The following is a 26,353-nucleotide window of genomic DNA, read 5'->3' on the forward strand; positions in this document are numbered from 1 at the left end:
AGGGGAAATGGCTGTAATCATTGTGTGCCAATGATTACAGCCATATTGATTGTGAAAATGTAGCCATACATTTTAATCGAAATCCATTGATATGTAATCGATATAAGTGTATAATAATACTATACAGTTCAATGGTGAGGTGTCTTATGAAATCGTCGAGTGATAAAAAGTCTTCACGACTGCATTTAGAGATCCAAACCCATCGTTCAAATCCGTATGGTCTCATCCGCTCTTCCTACAGGGAGAACGGTGTCATTAAGCACGAAACGCTATCCCGGATCACTGGCGTTCCCTTGGCCACGTTGAAACTCATCCAGGCTGCTTTTCAAGGCAATGTCGTCTTGAAATCAGACTTTAAAATCCTCAACTCCAAGGAGTATGGGGCTTCGTTTGCATTGCGCCAGATCGCCAGATCCACCGGACTCGACAAGATCATCTACTCCCGCCCGGCTGAGCCGTGGGTGCAGGATGTTATGGCTATGATAGTCGGCCGCGTCATCTATGCGGGCAGCAAGCTGTCCCTTACCCGAGTGGGCTCTTTCAGCTCGCTGTGGGAACTGTGCGGTGTGACTGACACGAATATCGATGTCAACCATCACTGCTACAGCCCCATGGATCGTCTCATGGAGCGCAAGGACATCATCCAGAAGAAACTGGCACAAAAGCATCTGACCCAGCGCAGTGTAATCCTCTATGACATCACCAGTACCTATTTTGAAGGAAAATATTCAAACAGCAAAATGATCACCTACGGCTACAACCGTGATAAAAAAAGAGGCCATGAACAAATCGTCATCGGCCTTATTTGCAGTCAGGATGGGTGCCCCATAGCTGTCGAGGTCTTCCGGGGAAACACCAAGGATGAGACGACCGTATCGGCGAAGATCCTCGAGATCAAAGAAAAGTATGGAGTTGAGAATGCCATCTTCGTGGGTGACCGTGGGATGATCACAAAGGCGCAGTTTGAGAAAATCCAAACCCAGGAAGCCTTCCAAATCCATACGATTTCAGCCCTGACCCATTCCCAGATCGAGAAGCTCTGCGAACGGGAAGATGTGCAGCTGTCGATGTTCGATGAGAAGAATATCGTCGAAGTGGTGGACCCTGAAAAGGGAATCCGGTATGGCTTGTGCAAGAACAACGCCCGCGCGGCCGATGAGGGGCAGACTCGCCGTGCATTACTGGAAAAGACCCGTATTGAGCTGGATAAGATCGCCAGAGGCAAGCGCAAAGTTGATGATGGCGACTTGGGGATCCGGGTAGGCAAGGTTATCAATAAGTTCAAAGTCGGTAAATTCGTGCAGTCTACCATCATCGACGGAACCTTCTCCTGGTCCTTCGACGAAGCCAAAATCCGGGAAGAAGAGCAGTTTGACGGCTGTTATGTCATTTTCACAAGTGTGCCGAAAGAAGATATGGAGATCGAGGAAGTAGTCAGGAGCTATCGGAAACTGATCAATGTTGAACAGGCCTTCCGCAACCTGAAGACAGTGCAACTCGACATCAGACCGGTATTCCACAAAACTGATAACCGAGTGGATTGCCATGTCTTTGTGTGTATGCTTGCCTACTACCTGATGTGGAACATGAAGCAGCGCATCAAACCGCTGATGGAAAGCGATGTTGAGGGAAAAAACAAAGAATATACCTTTGACTATGTCATCGAAGTTCTCAAATCGATCCGCAAAGAAATCGTCGAATTCAGCGGCGTGGAGAGCGAAGTCATCTCCGAACTCAGCGAAGAGCAGAGAAAGATTGCGGAACTGCTGGAAATCAAGTTTTGACCATACATTGGAAATTGAAAAAGTGCCTCAAAGCAAGAGGCACCAATCAATTTTGAGGTTTTTTTTCTGGAAGATACGTTGAGATTTCCCATGTTGTGAACTGTCGTTCCAGGAGTAGTGGAAGTGGGTGTCGTCCCTGGCTGAGTGCTTGGAATAGTCGCCGGCTGGGTGCCCGGAACGGTCGCCGGCCGGGTTGATCCGGAGATTACTGGCTGAGTACCTCCGGTCGTTGAAACAGGAGTTCCCTGACAGGCTGTGAGCAGCAGTATGCTTCCCATCATCCCGACCAGGAGGCATTTCATCCGTTTCATGATCTTCATCTCCTCATTTGATATGGACATAACCAAGCGTTTACAAACATTAAGTGCAAACCACAAGATGCATATGTTTTCGTATGGTGTATTTTTTAACCTTAAGCTTACACCTTGCGAAGAGTACTTTCCACCATGATCCTACTCATTCAGGCATTGCCATGTCCTATTTTCACCTATGCTCCCACGGAAGCATGGATCAGATAACAGTGTTCATCCCTGTGAAATCTGCAGGAATTCTCCCCTCTGACGGTCCACAGAAGTCTGATTGAATCTGATTCCAGGCAGATTTCCCTCCGGCGAACTCCCTTTTATTTCCTTCTTGGGACGAGATGTGAACCAGCGCCAGCTGATCCTCGGTGATCTGATTCAGACCGGGTTATCTCCCCTTGTATTCTGGTTCACTTCATCGCTGAAACGGGCAATAGCCGTTGCAGCGCCTCTGGGATCCTCGCAGTAAAGCAAATGCCCGGCGTCCTTCAGTACAACCAGCCGAGACCCGGGGATCACTTTCGCCAGCTCCTCCTGACTGCTTCTGGTGAGAAGTCTGTCCTGGTCTCCCCTGATAATCAGGGTAGGCGAACTGATTTTGCTTAACCCCCCGGGGAATGCCTCCTTCATCATGCCCTCCATCGTATCCCGCCATACCCTTGCCGGCACTTTCAGATTTTCCCTCAGTAACATCTCCTGGAAATCTTGGGCAATCGGCTTTGACAGAGTGCTCAATAAGAAGCGTTCTGCGAAATCCCTTTCCACCGGATCTGTCAATTTTGAAAGGGTGGACTCCCATACCTCCTGAGCTGCCGGATTACCCTGAAGGGTTGCCGGAGCTCCCAGAAGAATCAGGGCCAGGGTGCGATCCGGGTGACTGAGTGCAAAACTTCTGGCTGGAAAACCTCCGCTGGAAGCCCCCAGAATAACCGCTTTCTCAAGATTCAAGGCATCCATGACCATCTCCAAATCCCCTTGAAAATCCCCGGTGTCATATCCTGAGTCCGGCCGGCTTGACTCCCCATGGCCTCTTTGCGACAGGGCAAACGCATGGATTGACTGGGGCAGATCCTGCATGAGGAGTTCAAAGATATGCCAGGAGTCGCCTAATCCATGGAGCAGAATCATCGGGACGCCTTCCCATGACCCCCTCTCAAAGCAGGAAATCTTTACTTTATTGGGAAGTTCAATGCTGACAGCAGAATCAATCATGACTCGTTCCTCCTTTTTAAGTTCAGCTTTTGCATATTCCAGGTAGTATTCTAATTACCTTAATAACACCGGAATAGGTCTCCTGTGCTGATCGAAACAGTCGCCGGAGATTTTTACTTTACAATCATTTGATCCTAGGTATCCTACAATAGGATTTACTTCCGGTTTCATGAATCCTCTGATTATTTCCCAAGCTGACGACAGCCCGCTGAATTCAGTACTACAGTCCGCCTCAACTTGTTTTATCCTTAGAACTTGGTTGAAAGTTGATTTGAATCATAGTTTACCGGGCAGAGTTCGACTAGAATAGAATCAGAAGATCGGATATCAGAGACAGGTCTATTCCTTTGGTTCACGCGGAAAAGCTGCTCTGATAAAAATACAGGTAATAAAGGAAGGAAAAAAAATGATGACATTCGCACAAGCAAAAAAACGGAATCTGGACAAGCTCAAGCTTTTTGTACCGGTGGTCGCCCGGGTTCACGGGGAACATCACCCTGAATTCCATGAAGTTCGGAAAGTATACGATGAGATGATCGCAAAAATCAATCAATCTGATTCGGAAGCCCCGGATCTTGAGTCTGAATTCAGCCGCCTGAGGGAACTCACTGACCGCTATACCGTTCCCGGTGATGTCTGTGAGAGCTATGAAGCGGTCTATGTCATGCTGTCCGAGCTGGATGAAGCTTATCACGGATAAAGCGGGACTCCTCTTCTTTGCGTCTGCCGGGAAGAGGAACTTTTTTGAAGTGGAGTCAATGAGGACATCGCCTGGAGAAGGAAAGGAGTTGCGCTTATGCAGCGGTATATTCTAAAACACAAAAATCAAATCACATGGCTCAGCGGGATTCTGATCGCGATCGGGTTCCTGGCTGAATGGCTCTTTCATCAGGAAATCGTCCTGGTCTGGGCGCTGATCATCGCATCCCTCATCGGAGTGGCTCCCATTGCAATCCAGGCTTATCAGGCATTGCGAGTCAAGGTGGTCAGCATCGATGTCCTGGTTACCATCGCTGTGGCCGGTGCCTTTGTCATCCGTAACTTTGAGGAATCTGCCATCGTAACCTTTCTCTTCCTGTTCGGAGCATACCTGGAGCAGCGGACGCTGAATAAAACCAGATCCGCCATCCGTGAGCTGACGGAAATGGCTCCGGAGAGCGCGCTGAAGCAAATGGAAAACGGCGAGTTCGAGGAAGTGGATGTGGATGAGGTCGATGTGGGCGATGTTCTCCTGGTCAAAACCGGAGCCAAGGTACCGGTGGACGGAACCGTGCAAAGCGGCGAAGCCAGCATCAACGAAGCCAGCATCACCGGAGAATCCCTTCCGGTCAGCAAGGAGAAGGGTTCCACCGTTTTTGCGGGAACCATCCTCGACAACGGCACCCTTCAGATCGTGGCTGACCGGGTGGGTGAAGATACCACCTTTGGCCGGATCATCGAACTGGTGGAAGAAGCCCAGGATTCCAAATCCGAAGCGGAACGGTTCATCGACCGCTTCTCGAAATACTATACCCCCGCGGTTCTGGTACTGGCGTTCATCGTCTGGCTCGCAACCAGAGATGTCGAGCTGGCCATCACCATTCTGGTCCTGGGCTGCCCCGGCGCTCTCGTCATCGGAGTCCCGGTATCCAATGTAGCAGGCATCGGCAACGGAGCCCGTCACGGCATTCTGCTCAAAGGCAGTGAAGTCATCGGTGACTTCAGCCGGGTGCAGACGATGGTCTTTGATAAGACCGGGACCCTCACCGTCGGCAATCCGACGGTGGCTGAAAAAGCCGGGTACGGTGAACCCGGCGAGTCCCTGGCCTATCTGGCCAGTGTCGAGTACGAATCCGACCACCCCCTGGCCAAGGCTGTCCTTCAGGAGATCGGGCCAATCAAGACTTATCCCGTAAGCAATACCGAAGTGTTCAAGGGCGGAGGCATTGTTGCCAGTGTCGACGGACACCGCGTGGCCGTTGGCAATGTCGCCCTGATGGAAAAAGAAGAAGTTGTTCTGAGCGAGCAGGTCCGGTCGGATATCCGGCGCTTCGAAGGGAATGGAAACTCCCTGGTGCTGACCGCAGTGGACGGCGAACTGAAGATCCTTATGGGAATCCGGGACCAGCTCCGGCCCGGAATCCGCGAAGACCTGGCCCGGCTGAAAAAACTGGGTGTGAAGAATCTGATCATGCTCTCCGGCGACAACCAGGGCACGGTGGATGCCGTAAGCCGCGATCTGGGACTGACCCGAGCCATCGGCAATCTCCTGCCGGAGGATAAGTCCAAGTATGTCCGCAATCTGATTGAAAAGGAACACCAGATTGTCGCCTTTGTCGGCGACGGCGTCAATGACAGCCCCTCCCTGGCTCTCGCCCAGATCGGCATCGCCATGGGCAGCGGTACGGATGTGGCCATCGAAACCTCGGATGTGGTATTAATGAACTCCGACTTTGGCCGTCTGCCCCATGCACTGGGACTGACCAAAGCCACCGCCCGGAACATGAAGCAGAACATCCTCATCGCGGTAGGCGTCGTCGTGTTGCTGCTGGCCGGCGTGCTGTTCAGTGAATGGGTCAGCATGTCCATCGGCATGCTCGTTCATGAGGCCAGCATCCTGGCCGTCATCCTCAACGGCATGCGGCTCATGCGCTATAAACTGAACTAATCCGGACTTCCTGAATCTGGCCAACTAACCGGACTCCCCCTTGAATCCAGATCCTACTTGAATCCCCATCCCATATATCCTAAAATAACATCAATTCGTAAGAGGAGAGAAAAAAAATGAAATCTGCAACCATCCAGTTAGAAACTCTGACCTGCCCATCCTGTATGCTGAAAATTGAGGGAGCTTTGAAAACCCTGGACGGCATCGATCAGGAAGCTACCAGTGTATCCTTCAACACCAGCAAGGCGAAGCTCAAGTTTGATGAAACCAAGCTGTCCATCGAAACCATTGAAGAAGCCATCCGCAGAGTCGGCTATGAGATCATCACTTCGAAGGTGAAATAAGTTCTGCCGGAGCAGGATGGATATCAAATCACTTCAAATCACTTCAAATCACTTCAAATCACTTCAAAAACAGGATCCCGAGACTGGTTCAGTCTCAGGATCCTGTTTTTTTCCTGTCACCAGTTTTCAATCTGATATTCGGTCTATTCACTTAAAAATAACCCAGAATAAACAACGAAGCTCTTTGAGAGGCTCAAGGATTTCTGTTTCTGATTAAGGTGTCATGGCTGTGAATCCAGTTTGGCGATCTGCTCGTGGATCAGTCGGCGAACGGGGCGAGCTTCGATGTATCCGCGAAAACCCTGGGGTTCGAGCTGGAAGCGGGGTGCTTCATCATCTGCCCAGGCATAGCCGTATACCGTGGGGTCATAGTTCTCCATGGCCAGCCAGATTTCCTGAATCCGCTCACCGAAGGTTTCGTCCTCATAGGGTTCTCCCTGAAAGACCATCATGGTGCAGGGTTTCAGATCAATGAGTTCATAACCCTCAGGCACAATGCCCGTATAGTCTGCCGGGACTTCAACGCCTTGCACATATCGGGACGTGCCGGGCCGGATCAGGGAATTCGGCAGCCACAGACCAATCGGTTCGTACAGAGCCTCCTTGACGCTGGTCAGCAGTCCCCAGACATCACAGCCGACTTCCTCACAGTAGTCAAAATATTGTTCCGCTTTGATGCCTCGTTTCAGAATGAGTTTTCGAGCCGGCCGTTCCACGATCTGAACGAACACAGTCTGAACGGCAGCATTGTGATCCGATTTCATTTGTTTCACCTCATTTTCCAGGAATCGATAGTAGTCCGCAATCCCATGGGGCATGAACAGCCCGATGGGTTGGGGGTGAGCCTTATACCGGCTGGGCGTCACGCCGAAGGTCCGGCTGAAGGCTCTGGTAAAGCCCTCGTGGGAATCAAACACAAACTCCAGCGCGACATCCAGAACGCGCACTGGCTCATCCCGCAGCTTCAGTGCGGCCCGGCTGAGCCGAAGCGCCCGCAGATACTCAAAGGGTGATTTGCCCAGCTCCTCCCGGAAGATCCTGGCGGCATGCCAGGGAGAATACCCCGCCGCCCGGGCGAGCTGCTTCATCGTAATGGGAACCAATAAATGCTCCTCCATATAATCCTGCATCCGCTGTACCGCTTCCACTGTATCCCGGGATCCCATTCCGGTCACCTCTTTTCCCTGTGTCTGAGTTCATCTTACCAGTTCAGAAGTTCAATTTCTTGACAGTACGTGTGATTCCTGCACCTGTTTCAATCCTATTTGACCATGCGCCGGATCAGGCATCCCTTCCGCTGGCCGGATCCGGGTTCAATGGGATGAAATCCCTCGCACCTGCGAAGCGGGGCCGTTCCAGCAGCCTGGGATACCAGGGCAGTCCGCTGAGAAAGGCTTCCCGTCGCTCCCTGGTATAGCCGATCCGGATATGCGGGTAGTTGCGGCGCAGGAACTCCATCAGATCCAGCAGATCATCCTTGGTACGCGAAACCCCGGACCAGTCCATATCGGTCGTATGCGGCAGACGAACGATCCGATGCCGCTGATCCTTCCGGATGATTTCCAGAAAAAAGTAATACATGGAACGGCCTGAACCATAGGAAGTGTAGATCCAGTCGATTTCGTTCAGATCCTCCACCAGAAAATGATCCGGCTGAATAACAAAGAGGTGGTTATCCTTTAGATGGGTTTCAATGGTTGGCCAGACCCAGTCCAGATGCAGGTACAGATCCCTGGTGTCAAAGCCCGGCGGAAAGTTCTTCTTCAGGACGTCCAAAGAATCTCTGGTCACGACATATTTGTCTCCCTTCACAATCCCCAGGAACACTCCCGGGAGAAAGCTGAGAACCGCCAGCAAAGTCATCGTATCAGGTGCCTGCCAGACCGACAGAATCAGAAAAGCCAGGGTCAGAATCAGCAGATTCCGCCCTATGATGGTTTGAATCTTTCAGTTTCCGGGAAAATGCATAGAAAGATTTCAGGTAGACCATGGCTGCTCCTTATGGTTCAATACAGCGCCCACGGCGCATCCTTCATGGTATCTCTACTATTATTATAGTTGATCGCGTGGCTTGGTGATAAAGATCCGTGAGAATATATCCAGTCCCGGTGACCGGAAAGGGTTCGATGTCTAAAAATGTCCTGCTGAGGAAACAGAGAGCAAGTCAAGTATGAGCAGATTGCATGTAATGGCAGAGAACCTGAGAGCCTGAGGGTCCGGGATCCGGAGATCCCGGTTGAGGGTCGGGTTAGGGTCGAGTCAGCTTACGCGTGGAACAGACGGTGCAGGAATTGAAACTGAACTGACAGGTTTTCATCAACTGTTCTCTTGTACTCCTGAATTCGGAAACGGATAATAAAGGAGAAAAGCAGGCCGATTTCAAATTCGATTTAGGGGATCACTATGCAGGGCTGTGTTTGGTCTCTGACCTGCTGGAACGAAATCTGATGGAAAGCTGGTGAATCTATGAGTTATACATTCCGCTATTATCGGGAATCTGATGACGCACAGGTCCGGGAACTGGTGCTGGCCAGCTATCAATGGTCGGTTCCGGCCTGGAGCATCAGCCGCCATGAATTCTGTCACGGGCTGCATCCGGCCTATGTCGGAGCGCCCGGCAGCTGGCGCCACACCAACGGACTCTGGTTTGAAGGAGATCATCTGGCGGCAGCGGTGGTCAGTGAGGGGAACTACGATGGCGGCGCCTTCCCCCTCTTTGACCGGGTCAGCCGAATGAATGACCGCGAACTTCTGGACCGGATGCTCTTCCATGCCGAAACCCACATTGCCCGCTTTGAATCAACCACGGGGGAACGGATTCTGGATCTGCATGTGCCGGTTCAATGCCCCGTTTTGCGTGAGTATGCCAGGGAGCGGGTCTATGAGTTCAAAGGCATTCATGACCGCCAGAACATTCTGACTTTCCCGGAGGGACCGTTTGAAATAGAGCTGCCCGCGGGATTTCGAATCATTGATGGCACAACGGCCCCCTGCCTTCTACTTGTCCACGCCTTTTCCTTTCAATACGGCCTTCCCCACACGGAGACAGGAGAAGCCGCCTTCAACCATTTGAGGCAGATGCCGGACTACCGTCCGGAACTGGAACTGGTGGCACTGGATCCCGAGGGCAAGCCGGCTGGCATGGCGATCATCTGGTACCATGAGGCCATGCCCTACTGTGAACTGGAACCGCTGGGAGTGGTCTGGTGGCACCGGCGCAAAGGGGTTGCAAAGGCTCTGCTTTGGGAAGCGGCCAATCGGGTGCGCAAGATCGGTCCGGCCCGGGGAATGCTGGGCGGTGATCAGCCGTTTTATGAAACCTTGGGCTTTGTTCCGGAGGGGCAGGATGAATTCTGGAAGTGGCGCCGGAAGGTTCGCTGATTTCCTTGAACGGTATCAATCCTTGAGGCATTCGCCCTTTGATTCCATCTCGTCTTGATCCGATCTCCCGTTCATTCTTTTGCCCCTGGGTTGGTCCCATTTCAATGCCCCGGCCGATCGCTGTGATCGGCCGGGGCATCAAGTTCTCCCCCCATTCGTCTCACTGGTTTACTGTTCCGGTTCTTCTTTGGGACAGGCCAGAAGCTCGGAGAGCATACCGATGAACCCGCGGCAGGCCGTCACCAGTTCCCGGATCTCGATGGATTCATCCCGGACATGGGCCAGACTCTCCAGCGAAGGTCCGAATCCGATGGTGGGGATCCCGGCTTCCCCGCAATAGTGACTGCCGTTGGTACAGAAGGAAAAGTGGGAAAGGGGTGCGTCAATTCCCACCTGACGCAGGCCTTTTCGGCACTTTTGGACAAGTTCACTGTCCTCCTCCATCAGCCAGGCGGGGAAATACCGCTGAGCCGCAATGGTTTCACCCGTCCAGCATGGGGCCTGACCTTGCTCGAGCCGGACCGTGGCCTTCAGCTCCGGAATCTGCTGCTTGACGGTTTCCAGAATTTTCCGGATCGGGCTTAAGATCGCTTCGGGATCCTCACCGGGGAGCGTCCGTCGGTCAAAGGTGGCCCGGCAGCGGGATGGGACGACGGATGCACCGGGATAAGGGAATGAAATCAGGTCGGTCAGTTCCAATATGCCCTTCCCCAGGATCGGATGGCTTGGCGGTGTGAGACCGCGAAATGCCTGGATCGCACTGACCATATGATAAGCCGCGTTGATGCCTTTTTCCGGGTTGGACGAGTGGCAGCTTTGGCCTTCCGCCTCAACAATGACTTCCGCCCGGCCCCTTTGTCCGATTTTCAGTGTGCCTGAGGTCGCTTCCCCGATGATGACCAGATCCGGACGGAGAACCCGGCTGACCTCCCGGGCCGCCACCCCTTCAAAGCATTCCTCATGGACCGTTCCGGCCACACATACACTGCCGCCAAACGCCCCGCCGGTGGACCGGTTAAACTCAGCGGCAGCGATGATCATGGCCGCCACGCTCCCCTTCATGTCCGAGGCCGCCCTGCCATAAATCCTGTTCTCCTCGATTTCAGCGCCGAAGGGATCATGAAGCCACTCGGCGGCATCGATGACGTCGACGTGGTCGATGTGGCCGTCCAGCAGGACCGTGGGACCGGGATACCGCCCCCTGATCCGGCCGGTTACGCTGCCGTACCGGTCAATGACAACCTCATCAAATCCAAGTTCCTTCATCGTCCGTTCGATGGCCAGGGCAGCCTGCTGTTCCTGTCCTGACGGACTGGGAATCCGGATCAGTTCCTGAGCCAGTGAAATAAGGCGTTCTTCCATGGTATGCGTCTCTCCTTAATGAATGAAATTTTCAGAGCTGAGTCTCATTAGCAAATGAAGTTTTCAGAGCTGCTTCTGGTAAAAAATCGTCTGCGAAACAAGGGATCCCGGCGAGTGAAGAAGACTCCCGTTCCCATGGTGTCAGTTTCATTCTACTGGAGTCCGACGACAAATGGAACCTGGATCCGACAGAAGGGAAACGGAACGCCCTCCGAAGGGTTCTTCCAGCCCGGCATTCTGGGGCGAGCTCAAAACTGAGACGGGAAATTCAACTGACTGCCTGGCTGCTTCCGACCATCGGCAAGAACCGGGCGATGTGATTGACAGAGCGTTGGAGTTGGAGTATTTTAAACTTGTATTATTCAAATAAACCAAACAAAACCGAACTAAAATGAACTTAAATCAATGAAACAGGATCGGTTACGTTTTGGTCAATTCAACTGGAGGGATTTCGTATGAAACGTCTTAGCACCCTGTCTTTGCTCCTGGTTCTCGGTTTGTCCCTGACAGCCTGCAGCCCTGCCACTGTGTCAACCACCGGGGGATCGGTCCCGTCGAGCGGTCAGACGAGCACGCCTGCTTCCGGCTCGCTGCAGATTTCCGCTGCAGCCAGCCTGAGCGATGCCATGGAAGAGCTCAAGCCCCTGTTCCTGGCAAAGCACAGCGGTGCGGACATCAGCTTTAACTTCGGCAGCTCCGGAGCTCTGCAGCAGCAGATTGAACAGGGTGCTCCGGTTGATGTGTTTGTCAGCGCCGGTCAGAAGCAGATGACCGCCCTGTCTGACGCCGGTCTGATGGATCCATCTACGGTGAAGCCGCTTTTAAAGAATGAGGTTGTTTTGATTGCTCCCTGGTCCGCCGCTTCCCTGAAGGAGTTCAAGGATCTTGGCCAGGACAGCGTCAAAAAGATCGGCATCGGCGATCCCGACAGCGTGCCGGCCGGACAGTATGCCCGGGAAGTCCTGGTGAACCTGCAGCTGTTTGAGCCGCTCACACCGAAATTCGTGTTTGCCAAGGATGTCCGGGAAGTGCTGGCCTGGGTCGAAACCGAGGCGGTGGATTATGGCATCGTGTATGAAACAGATGCCATAATCAGCAGCAAGGTCCAGATTGTCCTGAAAGCACCGGAAGGCAGCCACAAGGCCATCGTTTATCCGGCTGGTGCAGTCAAGGCGGCGAAGCAGCCGGATCTGGCCAAAGCCTTTGTGGATTTCCTGTTCACCGACGAAGCCAAAGCCGTTTTTGTTAAGTATGGCTTCACCCCTCAGTATTGATATAATAATAGAAACGAATTCTTCTCCGGGGCATCGCTTCGGACGCTGGATCAGAACCCGGAGGCTGCTCATGATGGAACTGGATTACTCCCCTTTGCTTATCTCGCTGAAAACCTCGCTGCTGGCGGTCATCATCACGGCCTGCCTCGGGGTGGCTGCCGCGCGCCTGGCCATGCGGTCGGGAAAAAGAGTCCAGTGGCTGCTGGATGTGTTCTTCACCTTTCCCCTGGTCCTGCCGCCGACAGTCATCGGCTTTCTGCTGCTGATCCTGTTTGGCCGGCACTCCTTTCCGGGAAAAATTCTGGCCGCTTTGGGCACAACGGTCATCTTCAGCTGGCCGGCCACCGTCATCGCCTCGGTGGTGGTGTCCTTTCCCCTGATGTATCGTGCCGCCAAAGGAGCCTTTGAACAGGTCGACCCCCACTACATCTGGGCCGCCCGGACTTTGGGACTGACCGAAACCCGGATCTTCTTCCGAATTCTGGTGCCCCTGGCCTGGCCCGGTCTGATCTCGGGCGCCATCCTGGCCTTTGCCCGGGCTCTGGGAGAATTCGGAGCAACCCTGATGATCGCCGGAAATATCCCGAAGGTGACCCAGACCATTCCCCTCGCCATTTATTTTGCCAATGCCGCCGGCAAGGATGAAATTGCCATTCGCTGGACCGGAATCATCCTGATCATCTCTCTGATCGTTCTGGGCATTCTGAACTATTTCAGCGCGCGGGAAAAAGATCGGACCCGGGGGAGGCGCTCATGAGTCTGTCGGCCCATTTCAAAAAAAATCTGGGCGAGTTTCGCCTGACCGTCGACCTGGACGTCGAGGATGAGCGGATCGGACTGCTGGGCATGTCCGGATCCGGCAAAAGCATGACGCTGCACTGCATCGCCGGGATCCTGACGCCGGATGAAGGCCGGATTGTCCTCAACGGAAACACCCTGTTTGATTCAGCTGCGGGAGTCAATCTTCCGACCCAGCAGCGCCGCATCGGCCTGATGTTTCAGAACTATGCGCTGTTCCCCCATCTGACGGTGGCGCAGAACATTACCCTGGGTCTGTCTGACCGCAGGGAAGCCAACCGCCGGGAACTGCTCGACCGCTATCTGGGACTGCTCCGGATCGAAGAACTGCGGGATCGTTACCCCTGGCAGCTCTCGGGCGGGCAGCAGCAGCGGGTGGCTTTGGCCCGGATGCTGGCCCGGGATCCGGAAATTCTGATGCTGGACGAGCCGTTCTCGGCACTGGACAGCCATCTGCGGGATCAGCTGGAACCGGAGTTCCTGACGATTCTGAAGGAGTATCAAGGCACGGTTCTGTATGTCTCCCACAGCATCCGTGAAATCTGGCGCTTCTGCCAGCACACCGCCCTGGTGCATCAGGGCACCCTGGTCGAAATCGGTCCAACCCAGGCCATGTTCCGGCACCCCGCCTGGGTTGAAACAGCCCGCCTGACGGGTCATAAAAACATCTCGCCCATCCAGGTTCTGGATTCCCGGACGCTGGAAGCCCCCGCCTGGGGCATCCGGCTGACCACCGCCCGGGACATTCCATCCGGTGCCTGCCATGTCTCTCTGCCGGAACAGGCGCTTCAGCTTCTGGAGGCACCGGTTGAGGTCAACTGCTTCCCGGTCCGGCTGACGGAGAAGGAACCGGACCCCTTCACCGGGTCGATCCAGGTTGCCGCCGGCGATGCCCCGGGCTGTTCCCCCCTGTTCCTCCGGCTGCCCCTCACCCCGGCTCAGATGCATCGATTCCGCGCTCCGGACCGGCTTCTTTATGTTCATATTGCACCGGAGCATATCCTGCTGCTGAAAGAAATCAATTCTCAAGGAGAACCGTAACATGATTCAGGATGTCCTCTATACTCCCGAAGAAATCGCCGACCGGCTGAAAATCACCAAATTTACCGTCTACGAAATGATCAAGCGGGGCGAACTGTCCGCTCACCGCCTGGGCCGCCACCTGCGGATCTCCGATGCCCAGTTCCAGCTCTACCTGATGAAGGCCAGAGGATATGACAATCTCTTTGCCGCCGAACTGATCCGGGAGGAAGGCGATTCCCTGGCGCTGGTTGAGGATGTCCGGATCTGGGTAAGCACTCCGCTGACGGGGCCCGGCCGGATTGCCATTTCCCCGGATGATGTCATCCTGAGCATGGACCCGCTGAAATCAAGTGCCCGCAATGTGCTCCCGGGCATTGTCCGGTCGATTGAGCAGGAGGACGGAGAGATTCGGGTCCTCCTGGATGTCGGCTTCCCGCTGACCGCCCATATCACCCCGCGGTCGCTCCGTGAACTGGGCTTTGCGGTCGGCGATTCCCTGTATGCCGTCTTCAAAGCGCTGTCCGTACGAGTCTTTCGCTGAACCCAACCAGAAAACCCCTGCCCTTTCGGTGGAAAGGCGCAGGGGTTTTCTGGTTAAGTTTTCTGGTTGATTTTTATGGTTGGATTTTCTTCATGAAGTTTCTGAAGGGATTTGACGGTTCGGGGGGATCGGCGCATATCTGATGCTGCTTCACCGGTGGTGCCGGGATCTTAACCGGATTGCGCCTTGCCCCAAGCTAGGGCAGGAACACCTCAATGGCGCGGTCCAGAATGCCGGTGCCGTAGGCGAATACCATGCCGTAATTGGTAATGGGCACGCCGGCTTCGCGGCAGCGGCGCATCCGGTTGAGCATGGTCCGGCGATTGAACATGCACGAACCGCAGTGAACCACCAGGTCATACCGGGCCAGCTCCTCCGGAAAATCATTCCCCATGGCGTAGTCGAACCGGACCTCCCGGCCTAGTTTCTTCCGGATCAGTGCCGGAATCTTCACCCGGCCGATGTCCTCATGGGATACATTGTGGCTGCAGCTTTCCATGATGAGGATGCTGGGCTGTTCGATCTCCGACAGCTCGTTCAGACGCCGGATGCCCTCACGGAGTTCCCGCAGGTCACCCTTTTGCCGGGCCAGGGCAATGGAGAAGCTGGTGAGCTTCTGCTCCGGCGGAACCATGGCATCCACCTGATGGAAGACCTGGGAATCGGTTACGATGAGATCCACCGGCCCGAGTGCCGCCAGGGCGGCGGGCAACTCGGTCTCCCGCACCACCGTGGTACGGATGCCATGGTCGAGAAGGTCGCGCAGCACCTGCACCTGGGGCAGAATCAACCGACCCTTGGGCGCTTCCGCGTCCAGGGGAATCACCAGGATGCAGCTTCCGCCCCGGGGGATGACGTCCCCCACCAGGGGTTCCTCTCCATCCGCCGGACCCAGGCGGCGACCCAGGGCATGGCGCAGCGTTTCGATGCTTTGGTCATCATGAATGGAGGTTGGTACAACCTCCCAGCCGGACCAGAGTGCCCTGGCAGCCTGCACCGCCGCGGTCAGTTCCGCTTCATCGGCTTCATCCGTTTTATGGATGGCCAGAACGGCCGGAATGTCCCGCCGGGCGATTTCTTCCCGCAGAGAGGCCAGCCGGGCGGGATTTTCCCTGATCTCCATAACGTACAGAATCAGGTCCGCCTGCTCCAGTGCCAGCCTGGTCTTGTGCATGCGCATCTCGCCCAAGCTGCTTTCATCCTCCATGCCGCCGGTATCAACCAGCACCACCGGTCCGTACGGGATCAGCTCCACGGCCTTGGCCACCGGATCGGTGGTGGTTCCGCTCTGAGCGGACACCAGACTGATCTCCTGGCCTATGAGCCGGTTCATCAGGGAAGACTTGCCGGCATTGGTTTTTCCGTATAATACGATATGTTTTCGATTGGCTTTGGGTGTTTCCACTTAGAGGCACCTGCTTTCCATCAGGACCGAAGCTTGCCGGGCTTTGGTCCGTCTTTATTTATTCTTTCGTTTGGCTGTCCCGTGATTCCGCCCCGGGATCATTCGAGGACGGTCGCGGTATCATCCGAGAAATGCTCTCGGAATGATTTAAGGAAGGCGTCACGGGCGTCTAGAAGAACAGGTCGCGCTGTCCCTGACGGATTTTATCAAGGTTTTCCACGAGCTTCTCGCGGATCGCCGGGCGGGTCACCCGATCCATTTCCTGTTCTACCAGGGCGTCAACGGCACTGCGGAATTCCGCGTCGCCGTAGTCCAGGGCGTATTCCAGCAGGGTCATCAGCGCATTGGGCTGACAGACATTGTGGATTTCGCCGCTTTTGGCCAGGCTCATGAAGCGGTCCCCGGTCCGGCCGGTGCGGTAGCAGGCGGTGCAGTAGGAAGGGATGTGGCCTTCCAGAATGAGCTCCTTGAGCACATCCATGGGCTTGCGGTCATCGGCCACCTCAAACTGGCTCTCCTCTTTCCGGGCGTCGCTTTCCTTGTAGCCGCCGACGCCGGTACAGGATCCTGCGCTGATCTGGGATACGCCGTACTCGATGACCTCCCGGCGCATGGCATGGCTCTCCCGGGTGGACAGGATGATTCCGGTAAAGGGAACGGCCAGGCGCAGGATGGCGACAATTTTCCGGAACTGGTCATCGCTGACCAGGTGCGGGAACTCGGCCAGATCCATCCCCTTGGCCGGCTTGATTCGAGGCACGGAGATGGTGTGGAAGCCCACGCCATGGGTTTCTTCCAGATAGCTGTTGTGGAGCATTAGAGCCAGCACTTCGAACTTATAGTCATAGAGGCCGAACAGAACTCCCGCGCCCACATCGTCCAGGCCCGCTTCCATCGCTCGGTTGAAGGCGGTCAGGTGATAGTTGTAGTCGCGCTTGGGTCCGCCCAGATGCATGGCTTCGTAGGTGGGCTTGTGATAGGTTTCCTGGAACAGGATATAGGTTCCGATGCCGGCATCCTTGAGGCGGCGGTAGTTCTCCACCGTGGTGGACGCAATGTTGACGTTCACCCGGCGAATCGCGCCGTTATCACTGTGGGTGTCGTAGACTGCCTTGATGGCCTCCACCAGATAGTCCATGTCGCAGTTGACCGGATCCTCACCGGCCTCCAGCGCCAGCCGCTTGTGGCCCATCCGCTCCAGCAGCCGGACCTCTTCCTGAATCTCCGCCCGGGTCAGCTTGCGCCGCGGCATCTGGTTGGTCACCTTGTAGCCGCAGTACCGGCAGTTGTTGACGCAGTAGCTGCTCAAATAGAGCGGGGCAAAGATGACAATGCGGTTGCCGTAGATGTCATGCTTGATCTGGCTGGCAATCCGGAACACTTCAGCCATGACCTGCGGATCTTCCGTCTGCAGGAGCAGGGCGATATCCCGGTGGGTCAGCGTCTGCTTTTTGCCGGCTTTGGCCAGAACCTGGCGAATATCTTCCAACGTCGGATTCTGGGTTGAGTCCAGCAGGTCGTTAATATAGGCTTCATTGATAATCATTTTATTTTCCATGTGGCATGGTCCCCTCTGGAGAGGTCGGTCTGATAACCGGCGTCCTTGATTTTTTGTTCCAGTAACGTTTTTCCTTCGGCAGCCTCACTGCCGAAACTGACTTTTCCGTCATACAGCGAATAGCTGGCCCGAACCCCCGGCGGGGACAGATTGGGCATGATGACGTTGCAGCCGGCCTTGAGTCCCAGTTCCCGCCCGTCGTCAGCCACACTGGCCAGGGCGGTGGTAGCCGGGATGAGCGCCTGCGGCAGCAGCAGCCGGGTCAGTGACAGTAGGAGCAGCGTATCGGCCAGGCTTCCCGCCGGTTCCGCCTTGAATATCGTGTCATGGTGCGGCATAAACGGGCCGATGCCAACCATTTCAGCGTCCAGCTCCTTAACGAACAGCAGATCCTGGGCCAGGTCGGCCCTGGTCTGGCCCGGAATGCCGACCATGAAGCCGGCTCCCACCTGGTAGCCCAGCTCCTTCAGATCCCTCAGGCACTGGGTCCGTTCGTCGAAGTCAGAATTGGGATGGATTTTCTGATACAGATCCCGGTTCCTGGTTTCATGGCGCAGCAGGTATCGGTCAGCTCCGGCTTCACGCAGACGGCGGTAAGACTCGCGGCTGCGCTCTCCCAGCGACAGGGTGACGGCGGCATCCGGGAAATCCCGTCTGAGGGTCCGGATCAGCTCCGTCAGCACTTCGTCGGTAAAAGCGGGGTCTTCTCCCCCCTGCAGGACAAAGGTCCGAAAGCCCATTTCATAGCCGCCACGACAACTGGCCAGGATCTCCTCCTGGCTCAGTCGATAGCGGCGAATGTTGGGGTTAAGCCCATTGATTCCGCAATATTGGCAATGACGGATGCAGAAATTGGAGACCTCCACGAGTCCCCGCAGGAAGACCCGGTCGCCGTAAATCCGGCGACGGGTCGCATCCGCTTTTTGGGTCAGGTAGTCCCGGCTGGTCTCCTCGACATGCTCCAGAAGGTATTGGATTTCTTCCCCCGTCAGGGTATGGGATTCATCCAGACGATCAATCAGTTCAATGCAGCGGTTGATTTTGGTATGCATAGTCAGGTCTCCAGCGCTCGGGCTTAGTGCTTGTGTACGTGAATCAGGTGCTTGTTGTCGGCCAGAAGGTCTTCAAACATCTGAGTGACTTCCGGATTGTTCTCAGAGCTCTTGATCAGGGAGCCGCGGTCAATTTTGTACAGTCCGCTGGCGCGCTGAGCTCTTAAGTCATGATTGACCGGTGAAGGCTGTCCGCCGCCGGCAACGCAGCCGCCGGGGCAGGCCATAACTTCCACGAAGTGGTAGTTCTTTTCACCCGATTTAATCTGGCGGACCAGTTCATCGGCGTGCTTGAGTCCATGGACGACGGCCAGGCGAACTTCCAGTCCGTCCACATGGAAGGTGGCTTCCTTGATGTTTTCCAGACCGCGGACATCTTTGAAGATGACAGGCTTGGCATGCTGATCCGGCTTCTGACTGAGCAGACGGGTAACCACCGCTTCGGTGACACCGCCGGTGGCGCCGAAGATCATACCGGCTCCGCTGGACAGTCCAAACGGCATATCGAAGGCTTCATCCTCCAGCTCGTCAAAGACGATGCCCATTTCTTTAATGGCACTGGCCAGTTCCTGGGTGGTGAGAACGACATCGACATCCTTAATGCCTTCGGCCTCGAATTCCGGGCGGGCCGCTTCGGCTTTCTTGGCAGTACAGGGCATGATGGAGACAATGACGGTTTCCCGGCCGTCGGCCTGATCCTTGGCTTTGTAGTACTCCTTGACCACAGCGCCGAACATCTGCTGCGGCGATTTGCAGGTGGAGATGTTGGACAAGAGGTCGGGATGCTTGTTTTCGGCAAATTTCACCCAGCCCGGGCAGCAGCTGGTAAAGAGCGGCAGGTTTTCCCCCTTGGTCAGGCGGTCCACAAACTCGGCGCTTTCCTCAATGACCGTCATGTCCGCAGCAAAGGCGGTATCATAGACTTCATCGACGCCCATGATCTTTAAGGCCGCGACAATCTTGCCAATGGTGATTTCTCCGCCATCCATGCCGAAACGTTCTCCCAGGGCGACCCGGACAGCCGGAGCAACCTGAGCGACTACGCGCTTCTTCTTATCTTCCAGCAGAGCCCAGAAGTTCTTGCGGTCATCCTTGACGGTAATGGCTCCGGTGGGGCAGACCACGCGGCACTGTCCGCAGTCCACGCAGTTGACCTCTCCAATGCCCTTGTTGAAGGCAGGGGTGATCAGCAGGTTGGATCCGCGATTGGCAAAGCTGATGGCACCGACTCCCTGGACTTCCTCACAGACCCGGACACAGTCACCGCAGTAGATGCACTTGTTCGGGTTGCGGACGATGCTGTGGCTGGACCGGTCGATGGGCAGATTGCGGTCCAGTTCCTCAAACCGGATTTCTTCCAGGCCAACGCGGCGGGCCAGTTTCTGCAGGTCGCAGCGTCCCGTGATGTTGCAGGAGGTGCAGTCCCGGTCATGGTTGGACAGGAGCAGCTCCAGAATTGTCTTGCGGTACTTGCGCAGTTTCGGGGTCTGGGTATAAATGGTCATGCCCTCTTTGGGCAGGGTGGAGCAGGAGGTGAACACCTTTCCGCGCTCATCTTCCACGATGCACATCCGGCAGGCGCCGTAGATGCTCAGTTCCGAGTGGTAGCAGAAGGTCGGCAGATCAATGCCGGCTTTGCGCACTACTTCCAGCACGTTTTTCTCGCTGCTGAATTCTACTTTTCTGTTATCAATGATCATGCTTCCCATGATTTATACCTCCGCGATGGCACCGAAGCCACAGGTTTCGATGCAGGCGCCACATTTAATACATTTGTCCTGGTCAATGGCATAGGGTTCTCTGATTTTTCCGTGGATCGCTTGCGCCGGACAAATCCGGGAACACTTGCTGCAGCCCTTGCACAGCTGAGGATCAATCTTGATCGTCTTAAGCGCCTGGCAGACGCCGGCCCGGCATTTCTTGTCCACAATATGCTCCACATACTCATCCCGGAAGTACTTCAGGGTGGAGAGAATCGGATTGGCGGCGGTTTTGCCCAGTCCGCACAGGGACGTGTCGGTGACGGTGTGAGCCAGTTCTTCCAGCAGGTCCAGATCATCCAGGGTGGCTTTGCCGGCAACGATCTTTTCCATGATGCTCAGCATCCGCTTGGTGCCTTCCCGACAGGGAACGCACTTGCCGCAGGACTCATTCTGGGTGAAGTTCATGAAGAAGCGGGCAACTTCAACGATGCAGGTGCTTTCATCCATGACAACCATACCGCCGGAGCCGATCATGGCGCCGACACTGGACAGAGAATCAAAGTCCAGGGGAAGATCCATGTGCTCATCGGTGAGACAGCCGCCGGAGGGTCCGCCGATCTGAACCGCCTTGAATTCCTTGCCGTCCTTGATACCGCCGCAGGCGCCGAAAATGATCTCGCGCAGCGGGGTACCCATTGGCACTTCAACAATTCCGGTATTGTTGACATTTCCGGTGACAGAGAACGCCTTGGTTCCCGGGCTGGACTCCGTCCCGTAGGAACGGAACCATTCCGCGCCGTTGGTGATGATATATCTTAAATTGGCGTAGGTTTCAACGTTGTTGAGGACGGTCGGCTTCTTGTACAGGCCTTCCTCGACGGTCCGCTTGGCCTTGACCCGGGGCATGCCGCGCTCTCCTTCAATGGAGGCAATGAGGGCACTGCCTTCGCCGCAGACGAACGCTCCGGCACCCTGGTTGATATGGATATCAAAATTCAAGCCGCTTCCCAGGATGTTTTCACCCAGCAAGCCATACTCTCTGGCGTGTTCGATGGCTTTGGTCATGCGCTTGACCGCCTGGGGATATTCCGCCCGGACGTAGATATAGCCCTCGGTCGCCTTGGTGGCGAATGCGGCAATGATCATGCCTTCGAGGATGCTGTGCGGGATTCCTTCCATGATGCACTTGTCCATGAAGGCACCTGGGTCTCCTTCGTCGGCATTGCAGATGACGTACTTCTCATCGGACTCAAAGGACAGAACCTGGGACCATTTGGTACCGGCACTGAATCCGCCGCCCCCTCTGCCCCGCAGCTTGGATCCCAGAACTTCGTCGCAGACCTGCCGGGGGGTCATTTCCTCCAGCGCTTTGGCCAGGGCCAGATAGCCGCCCCGGGCAATATATTCTTCAATGGATTCCGGATCGATCAGACCGCAGTCCTCCAGCACCAGCCGGGTCTGCATCGCATAGAACGGAATGTCTTCTCTGGTGGAGAACACTTCGTCGTCCCGCTGGAACAGCAGCCGGGTGATGGGCTCTTCCTCTTTCATCATTCCGTCGATAATCTCTTCACAGTCCTCTGGCCGGACCTTGGTATAGAGCAGGTTGCCTGGTTCGATCCGAACCAGCGGACCGGCTTCGCAAAGACCGGAACAGCCGCTTTTCTTCAACAAGATTCCGTCCTGCTTTTCCTCGGCTTCGCGAATGACTTCAACTTTGGCCTCCACGTTCTTTTCCCGGATCACCCGCTCAAACTCGGCACAGACCTTCAGCGCGCCGCTGGCGACACAGCCCGTTCCGGTACAGACAACGATCTGCTTGACCGGAGCTTCCAGCGTCCGGCGATACTGCTCGTGGCAGGCTCTTAATTCTTCACTAGTTCTGATTTTCATTCGCTTCGCCCTCACGGATGGATTTGACTAAATCCTGTACTTTAGCAGGGGTCATTCTGGCATGGACATCATCATCCACATTCAGAACCGGTGCAAGACTGCACGCTCCCAGGCAGGAAACCTGCTCAAGCGTCACCAGCATATCTTCCGTTGTCTTACTTTTCCCGGTCAGATTAAGCTCTTTGCGCAGACCATCGAGCACCAGCTGCGATTTGCGAATGTGGCAGGCAGTTCCGTCACATACTTTGATAATGTGCTTTCCCTTGGGCTCGAGTGAAAAGTTTTCGTAGAAAGTGGCTACGCCATAAATCTTGGCTGAGCTGACATCGAGTCGTTCCGACACATAGTTAATCGCTTCTTCCGGCAGATACCGGTATTTCTTCTGGATCCCCTGAAGAATGCTGATGATCGATGACGGGTTAAAATTGTGTTCCAGCAGAATCTGGTCCACGGTTTCCCTGATTTCCTGAGTTTGCATCTTAATCCTCCCCTGTGCACGTTCATTAATTATTGATAGATTATCAACAGACCGATGTATTTTTGTTAACGATTTGTCGATACTATAATATACTACAGAATTAAACTGGGTCAATTCTATTTATCCGCTTATATATATTTAATGATACAATCTGAGTTTTCCTTCGAAATCGGAACCGGATTCGTGATTCTGTCACTGAAATCGTATGCTTATATTTTCATAATTCTTGCCATATTTCATTTTATCCCCTGAAATGCTTTGATGGCATCAAATTGTATATCACTGAAAAACAGCCAATAAAGCCAGCTCACGCATCCGATCCCATTTGATCGAAGCGCAGCTGGCTTTGCCTGGCTGATAAATTGATTATTTTCAATAAAAAAGCGACCTTTTCAAGTGATATGTACAAAGATCTAACGATAAGGTTCCATCTGTTCCATTTATATCGCAGAACTGTTATAAATTTAATGGACCGCTGCGAAACCGCTCAATCATTTCGCCGGTCAGGCTGATCTTTAGTTCCGGCACCGGAATCTCGCTTCGATCCAGCCAGACCCCCAGCGCCAGCTCCTCTTCCTGCAGGGTGATCGTGTCATCACCGTCGAGTTCGGCGAAAAATCCCGCCAGAATCGAATCAGAAAACGGCCAGGGCTGGCTTTTGTGAAAGGACAGGTTTTTCACCCGGAGTCCCACTTCTTCCAGGACTTCCCGGTGGACTGCCTCCTCCAGGGTTTCCCCCACTTCGACAAAGCCGGCGATGAGAGCAAAATTGGCGTAGGGCCGCCCCCTGTATTTGGTCAGAAGCAGGCGGCTGTCCTGGTGCACCGCAACGATGACGCAGGGCGAAATCTTGGGATAAGCCTGAAACCCGCAGGCCGGGCAATACAGCATCCGCTCGGTTTCCGAATGAACCGTCGGCTTGCCGCATCGGCTGCAGAACGCATGGTCCTGATACCACCGGTTCAGCTGCCAGCCGATAGCGCCGGCAAAGGAGCGCCAGTATTTGGTTTCCGTCCGAAACCGGCTGGTGGAGGCATAGATCCATCCCGGAACGACATCAAGTTCCTGTTCCTTCACCAGGAAGAATCTGATCTCATCAATCACAAAGAGAAACTGGGCCTCGTCCATCAGATGGGGGCAGGATTCGGAAAAATCCGCAAACGACGGGTACCATAGCTTATCCTTTTCTTCCCGGACCAGCACCTGGTCCCCGGAAAAGGAAAGAAACCGGTCGTCCGGGTTGGGTCTGACATTGTGAAACTGATTTTGAAACACGCGGGGCTCTATATCCTGGATCATAACATTCCTCCTGGAAAAATCATTTCGTCCTGCTGTTTTCTCCGAAAGCTCTGACCAGCTCAGCGGAGGCCTTCGAGGCGACTAAGCTTTTGAGGCAACTAAGCCTTTGAAAGCATTTGTTGGTGCGCTGACTGCGATCGGCGCTGTATTTTATTAAGCAGGTATCTGGATGAATTCTAGCATTATCAAACGGTTATTTCCACTTCGATCAGCTCAATGGAGTCCCCCACACCAGTTAATTTCCTTCGCAACTGCTTCCGATGTCCCGCACATCAGGCTCCGGATAACCGGGTCGATTCTACCGCAGGTGCTGGTGGATTGTGACCCTGGTTGTATATACCAGATTGTCAATGACGGGACAGCGTTTCTCAACTTCCGAGGTCCAGCGGCTGAGCTGTTCCGGAGCCGCGTCACTCTCCACATCGACGACGATCCGAATTTCCGAGAATCCCGCCCGTTCATCCTGGGAGATCCCGAAAAAGCCTCCGAATTAATGGATCCGTCCACTTTGGTATTCAGTTTCGTGATGGTCATTCCCAGCTCTTTGGCCACCTGCATTCCGATCGCCACAATACATCCGGAGACGGCTCCCAATAGATAGGCCACCGGGCTGGGGGCTTTGTTGCAGCCGCCGAAGCTTTCCGGTTCATCGATGACAAACCGGAACTCCCCGGCCTGAATTATCGTTTCCGTGGTTCCGTTGGAGAAGCCCTCAATGGAGATCACAGATCCCTTGCTCTTTGCTGTATTCATCAGTCTGCCTGCCGTTCGGATGCCAGTCGGTTTTTAACCAGTGCCACAAACAGCTCAACCCCGTAAGCCAACGCCGCCTCGTCCATTTTATAGTTCAGGTTGTGGTGCGGTCGGTCCGCGCCTTGTTCCGAATTTCGGGTGCCTAATTCCAGGAACGCGCCGGGACATTCGGCCTGGAACTCAGAAAAATCCTCTCCCGGCATGACCGGATCGATGTAGGTAAAGCTCTCCGGTCCGAAGGTGTCGGCAATGATCTGTTCCACCTGCCCCATGAGACCGGCATCGTTGATGACCGGGGCATAGCCCAGGGAATAAGTAAAGTCATAGCCTGCCCCAAAGCTTTGGGTGATGCCTTTGACGATCTGCTCGATTTTTTCAGGCAGCGCCTGCCGGATCTGCGGTCTGAAGGATCTGGTGGAACCAGTGATTTCCATAGTTTCGGGAATGATATTGTAGGCCTGGCCAGCCGATAACTGGCAGGCTGACAGCACCACCATGTCAATGGCGGCCGTCTGTCGGGATACGATGTTTTGCAGCGCGACAATGACATGGGAGCCGATGACCACGGGATCGACGGTCCCTTCCGGGAAGGCCGAATGTCCCCCTTTGCCCCGGATCGTGATGTCAAACCGGTCGGTCGCCGCAGTGAGGGGTCCGGTCCTGAGGCCGAAGGTACAGGTGTCATAAGCCGAGGATAAATGCAGTCCATAGACTTCATCCACGCCATCCATGACCCCGGCCTTCACCATTTCGACGGCTCCGCCGGGCGGCACTTCCTCGGCATGCTGGAATAATAGCCGGACCTCCCCGAAAAGCTGGTCCGACAGCCCGCTCAACAGCTTGGCCGTGCCCAGGAGGATTGCCGCGTGCCCGTCATGGCCGCAGGCATGCATGACGCCTTTTCTGGTTGAGGCGTAAGGCAGATCATTGATCTCCTCGATGGGCAGGGCATCAATATCAGCCCGGAGAGCGATGGTCCGGCCCGGCTTTTTCCCGGTGATCACGCCCATCACACTCGTCGGGGTAGGCCGTGATACCACAATGCCGCCAAACCCCCTTAACTTTTCCTCAATATACGCGCTGGTTTCCTCTTCCTGAAAGGACAGCTCCGGGTATTGGTGAAAATGCCGCCTCCATTCGATCAGCTCCGGCTCGATCTGCAATACATCCTGGGAAATCTTCCTGGTCATCTGGTTACCTCATCTAATAAAAGAATTTTTGTTGGTTATTTGGTTATTTGGTTATTTGGTTATTTGGTTATTTGGTTTACTGGCTTGTCTTTGCCTTCTTTCTCTTCTTTGCATTCTTTGCCGCTTTGCCGCTTTGCCTTCTTTTCCGCTTTGCCTTCTTTGCCGCTTTCCAGCCTGCGGTTCTTCCAGATTTGGTAGAGCGTGCGCAGCCAGGAATCATCAGGGTTATCGGAAACAGTGTAAAATTATTAATTTATGCAATCGATTATTCAGATGGTCTATTTACCATTTTACATCATGAAACCGGAAAAATTTATCGAACAATAAATTTATTACACTTTTAGCAATATATTA

At 54.6% G+C, this 26,353-nt stretch carries 24 protein-coding genes; 11 read left to right on the forward strand and 13 right to left on the reverse strand.

The genetic code is table 11. The features are described 5' to 3' along the window. Nucleotides 1-146: 146 nt before the first annotated feature. On the forward strand, nt 147-1,784 hold the full coding sequence (locus P6M73_RS16435) for an IS1634 family transposase (protein ID WP_277853696.1): 1,638 nt from the start codon (nt 147-149) through the stop codon (nt 1,782-1,784). Between the two features lie 680 nt (nt 1,785-2,464). Here the strand turns inward: P6M73_RS16435 and P6M73_RS16440 are convergent. Beyond that, complete coding sequence (locus tag P6M73_RS16440) at nt 2,465-3,298, reverse strand: alpha/beta fold hydrolase (RefSeq protein WP_277854090.1); 834 nt, start codon at nt 3,296-3,298, stop codon at nt 2,465-2,467. A 406-nt stretch (nt 3,299-3,704) separates the two neighbouring features. Between P6M73_RS16440 and P6M73_RS16445 the strand changes: the two genes are divergently transcribed. The 3 genes from P6M73_RS16445 to P6M73_RS16455 all read left to right on the forward strand — a co-directional run bounded on the left by P6M73_RS16445 (nt 3,705) and on the right by P6M73_RS16455 (nt 6,289). Then, entirely contained in the window at nt 3,705-3,998 is a 294-nt protein-coding gene (locus tag P6M73_RS16445) for an iron-sulfur cluster repair di-iron protein, ric (protein WP_277854091.1), read from the forward strand. A gap of 96 nt (nt 3,999-4,094) precedes the next feature. Beyond that, on the forward strand, nt 4,095-5,945 hold the full coding sequence (locus P6M73_RS16450) for a heavy metal translocating P-type ATPase (protein WP_277854092.1): 1,851 nt from the start codon (nt 4,095-4,097) through the stop codon (nt 5,943-5,945). 116 nt (nt 5,946-6,061) lie between these two features. Next, a complete protein-coding gene (locus P6M73_RS16455; RefSeq protein WP_277854093.1) occupies nt 6,062-6,289 on the forward strand; it encodes a heavy-metal-associated domain-containing protein in 228 nt (75 codons plus the stop codon). Nucleotides 6,290-6,510: 221 nt separating this feature from the next. Here P6M73_RS16455 and P6M73_RS16460 read toward each other — a convergent pair whose 3' ends face one another. Together P6M73_RS16460 and P6M73_RS16465 are read right to left on the reverse strand one after the other, a co-directional pair. Then, complete coding sequence (locus P6M73_RS16460; RefSeq protein ID WP_277854094.1) at nt 6,511-7,455, reverse strand: AraC family transcriptional regulator; 945 nt, start codon at nt 7,453-7,455, stop codon at nt 6,511-6,513. Between the two features lie 115 nt (nt 7,456-7,570). Continuing rightward, entirely contained in the window at nt 7,571-8,152 is a 582-nt protein-coding gene (locus P6M73_RS16465; protein WP_277854095.1) for a hypothetical protein, read from the reverse strand. Between the two features lie 603 nt (nt 8,153-8,755). On the opposite strand from P6M73_RS16465, the gene P6M73_RS16470 reads away from it, so the two are divergent. Then, nucleotides 8,756-9,670, forward strand: coding sequence for a GNAT family N-acetyltransferase (locus P6M73_RS16470; protein WP_277854096.1), 915 nt, complete (start codon nt 8,756-8,758; stop codon nt 9,668-9,670). A 168-nt stretch (nt 9,671-9,838) separates the two neighbouring features. Here P6M73_RS16470 and P6M73_RS16475 read toward each other — a convergent pair whose 3' ends face one another. Then, nucleotides 9,839-11,032 (reverse strand): YgeY family selenium metabolism-linked hydrolase, encoded by a 1,194-nt coding sequence (locus P6M73_RS16475; protein ID WP_277854097.1) that lies wholly within the window; start codon nt 11,030-11,032, stop codon nt 9,839-9,841. Between the two features lie 54 nt (nt 11,033-11,086). Here P6M73_RS16475 and P6M73_RS16480 point away from each other — a divergent pair, with 54 nt between their 5' ends. The 5 genes from P6M73_RS16480 (at nt 11,087) to P6M73_RS16500 (ending at nt 14,668) form a co-directional block, all read left to right on the forward strand. Next, on the forward strand, nt 11,087-11,290 hold the full coding sequence (locus P6M73_RS16480) for a hypothetical protein (RefSeq protein ID WP_277854098.1): 204 nt from the start codon (nt 11,087-11,089) through the stop codon (nt 11,288-11,290). Between the two features lie 197 nt (nt 11,291-11,487). Next, nucleotides 11,488-12,306: a molybdate ABC transporter substrate-binding protein gene (gene modA, locus P6M73_RS16485; RefSeq protein ID WP_277854099.1), complete on the forward strand. Its 819-nt coding sequence runs from the start codon at nt 11,488-11,490 to the stop codon at nt 12,304-12,306. 70 nt (nt 12,307-12,376) lie between these two features. Beyond that, a complete protein-coding gene (gene modB / locus P6M73_RS16490) occupies nt 12,377-13,063 on the forward strand; it encodes a molybdate ABC transporter permease subunit (protein WP_347276304.1) in 687 nt (228 codons plus the stop codon). Then, the gene (locus P6M73_RS16495; RefSeq protein ID WP_277854100.1) at nt 13,060-14,145 is read left to right on the forward strand and encodes a sulfate/molybdate ABC transporter ATP-binding protein; all 1,086 of its coding nucleotides are present in this window, start codon (nt 13,060-13,062) and stop codon (nt 14,143-14,145) included. Before modB ends, P6M73_RS16495 begins: the two co-directional genes overlap by 4 nt. Nucleotide 14,146: 1 nt before the next feature. Then, on the forward strand, nt 14,147-14,668 hold the full coding sequence (locus P6M73_RS16500; RefSeq protein WP_277854101.1) for an excisionase family DNA-binding protein: 522 nt from the start codon (nt 14,147-14,149) through the stop codon (nt 14,666-14,668). Between the two features lie 196 nt (nt 14,669-14,864). On the opposite strand, the gene hydF is transcribed toward P6M73_RS16500, so the two are convergent. The 9 genes from hydF to P6M73_RS16545 form a co-directional block, all read right to left on the reverse strand. Continuing rightward, the gene (gene hydF / locus P6M73_RS16505; RefSeq protein WP_277854102.1) at nt 14,865-16,073 is read right to left on the reverse strand and encodes a [FeFe] hydrogenase H-cluster maturation GTPase HydF; all 1,209 of its coding nucleotides are present in this window, start codon (nt 16,071-16,073) and stop codon (nt 14,865-14,867) included. A 169-nt stretch (nt 16,074-16,242) separates the two neighbouring features. Further along, on the reverse strand, nt 16,243-17,619 hold the full coding sequence (gene hydG / locus P6M73_RS16510; RefSeq protein WP_277855808.1) for a [FeFe] hydrogenase H-cluster radical SAM maturase HydG: 1,377 nt from the start codon (nt 17,617-17,619) through the stop codon (nt 16,243-16,245). Next, nucleotides 17,616-18,683 carry a [FeFe] hydrogenase H-cluster radical SAM maturase HydE gene (gene hydE, locus P6M73_RS16515; protein WP_277854103.1) on the reverse strand — a complete coding sequence of 356 codons (1,068 nt, stop codon included), beginning with the start codon at nt 18,681-18,683 and terminating at the stop codon, nt 17,616-17,618. The genes hydG and hydE overlap by 4 nt, the downstream gene beginning before the upstream one ends. Before the next feature lie 23 nt (nt 18,684-18,706). Continuing rightward, complete coding sequence (locus P6M73_RS16520; RefSeq protein ID WP_277854104.1) at nt 18,707-20,392, reverse strand: [FeFe] hydrogenase, group A; 1,686 nt, start codon at nt 20,390-20,392, stop codon at nt 18,707-18,709. A 3-nt stretch (nt 20,393-20,395) separates the two neighbouring features. Continuing rightward, nucleotides 20,396-22,279 (reverse strand): NADH-quinone oxidoreductase subunit NuoF, encoded by a 1,884-nt coding sequence (locus P6M73_RS16525; RefSeq protein WP_277854105.1) that lies wholly within the window; start codon nt 22,277-22,279, stop codon nt 20,396-20,398. Continuing rightward, the gene (locus tag P6M73_RS16530) at nt 22,263-22,757 is read right to left on the reverse strand and encodes an NADH-quinone oxidoreductase subunit NuoE family protein (protein WP_277854106.1); all 495 of its coding nucleotides are present in this window, start codon (nt 22,755-22,757) and stop codon (nt 22,263-22,265) included. Before P6M73_RS16530 ends, P6M73_RS16525 begins: the two co-directional genes overlap by 17 nt. Nucleotides 22,758-23,213: 456 nt before the next feature. After that, entirely contained in the window at nt 23,214-24,056 is an 843-nt protein-coding gene (gene nudC, locus P6M73_RS16535; RefSeq protein ID WP_277854107.1) for an NAD(+) diphosphatase, read from the reverse strand. A gap of 213 nt (nt 24,057-24,269) precedes the next feature. Then, nucleotides 24,270-24,809 (reverse strand): OsmC family protein, encoded by a 540-nt coding sequence (locus tag P6M73_RS16540; RefSeq protein WP_277854108.1) that lies wholly within the window; start codon nt 24,807-24,809, stop codon nt 24,270-24,272. Next, on the reverse strand, nt 24,809-25,999 hold the full coding sequence (locus P6M73_RS16545) for a M20 metallopeptidase family protein (RefSeq protein ID WP_277854109.1): 1,191 nt from the start codon (nt 25,997-25,999) through the stop codon (nt 24,809-24,811). The genes P6M73_RS16540 and P6M73_RS16545 overlap by 1 nt, the downstream gene beginning before the upstream one ends. A 47-nt stretch (nt 26,000-26,046) precedes the next feature. On the opposite strand from P6M73_RS16545, the gene P6M73_RS16550 reads away from it, so the two are divergent. After that, on the forward strand, nt 26,047-26,343 hold the full coding sequence (locus P6M73_RS16550) for a hypothetical protein (protein ID WP_277854110.1): 297 nt from the start codon (nt 26,047-26,049) through the stop codon (nt 26,341-26,343). Nucleotides 26,344-26,353 lie beyond the last annotated feature (10 nt).

Origin of the sequence: Anaerococcoides asporogena (assembly GCF_029590275.1) — a bacterium.
Classification (GTDB): domain Bacteria; phylum Bacillota; class Clostridia; order Clostridiales; family Clostridiaceae; genus JG1575.

Coding starts and splice junctions, on each gene's coding strand:
- P6M73_RS16435 (WP_277853696.1), top strand. CDS start 147: ATGAAATCGTCGAGTGATAAAAAGTCTTCACGACTGCATTTAGAGATC.
- P6M73_RS16440 (WP_277854090.1), bottom strand. CDS start 3,298: ATGATTGATTCTGCTGTCAGCATTGAACTTCCCAATAAAGTAAAGATT.
- P6M73_RS16445 (WP_277854091.1), top strand. CDS start 3,705: ATGATGACATTCGCACAAGCAAAAAAACGGAATCTGGACAAGCTCAAG.
- P6M73_RS16450 (WP_277854092.1), top strand. CDS start 4,095: ATGCAGCGGTATATTCTAAAACACAAAAATCAAATCACATGGCTCAGC.
- P6M73_RS16455 (WP_277854093.1), top strand. CDS start 6,062: ATGAAATCTGCAACCATCCAGTTAGAAACTCTGACCTGCCCATCCTGT.
- P6M73_RS16460 (WP_277854094.1), bottom strand. CDS start 7,455: ATGGGATCCCGGGATACAGTGGAAGCGGTACAGCGGATGCAGGATTAT.
- P6M73_RS16465 (WP_277854095.1), bottom strand. CDS start 8,152: ATGACTTTGCTGGCGGTTCTCAGCTTTCTCCCGGGAGTGTTCCTGGGG.
- P6M73_RS16470 (WP_277854096.1), top strand. CDS start 8,756: ATGAGTTATACATTCCGCTATTATCGGGAATCTGATGACGCACAGGTC.
- P6M73_RS16475 (WP_277854097.1), bottom strand. CDS start 11,032: ATGGAAGAACGCCTTATTTCACTGGCTCAGGAACTGATCCGGATTCCC.
- P6M73_RS16480 (WP_277854098.1), top strand. CDS start 11,087: ATGAAGTTTTCAGAGCTGCTTCTGGTAAAAAATCGTCTGCGAAACAAG.
- modA (WP_277854099.1), top strand. CDS start 11,488: ATGAAACGTCTTAGCACCCTGTCTTTGCTCCTGGTTCTCGGTTTGTCC.
- modB (WP_347276304.1), top strand. CDS start 12,377: ATGATGGAACTGGATTACTCCCCTTTGCTTATCTCGCTGAAAACCTCG.
- P6M73_RS16495 (WP_277854100.1), top strand. CDS start 13,060: ATGAGTCTGTCGGCCCATTTCAAAAAAAATCTGGGCGAGTTTCGCCTG.
- P6M73_RS16500 (WP_277854101.1), top strand. CDS start 14,147: ATGATTCAGGATGTCCTCTATACTCCCGAAGAAATCGCCGACCGGCTG.
- hydG (WP_277855808.1), bottom strand. CDS start 17,619: ATGATTATCAATGAAGCCTATATTAACGACCTGCTGGACTCAACCCAG.
- hydE (WP_277854103.1), bottom strand. CDS start 18,683: ATGCATACCAAAATCAACCGCTGCATTGAACTGATTGATCGTCTGGAT.
- P6M73_RS16520 (WP_277854104.1), bottom strand. CDS start 20,392: ATGGGAAGCATGATCATTGATAACAGAAAAGTAGAATTCAGCAGCGAG.
- P6M73_RS16525 (WP_277854105.1), bottom strand. CDS start 22,279: ATGAAAATCAGAACTAGTGAAGAATTAAGAGCCTGCCACGAGCAGTAT.
- P6M73_RS16530 (WP_277854106.1), bottom strand. CDS start 22,757: ATGCAAACTCAGGAAATCAGGGAAACCGTGGACCAGATTCTGCTGGAA.
- nudC (WP_277854107.1), bottom strand. CDS start 24,056: ATGATCCAGGATATAGAGCCCCGCGTGTTTCAAAATCAGTTTCACAAT.
- P6M73_RS16540 (WP_277854108.1), bottom strand. CDS start 24,809: ATGAATACAGCAAAGAGCAAGGGATCTGTGATCTCCATTGAGGGCTTC.
- P6M73_RS16545 (WP_277854109.1), bottom strand. CDS start 25,999: ATGACCAGGAAGATTTCCCAGGATGTATTGCAGATCGAGCCGGAGCTG.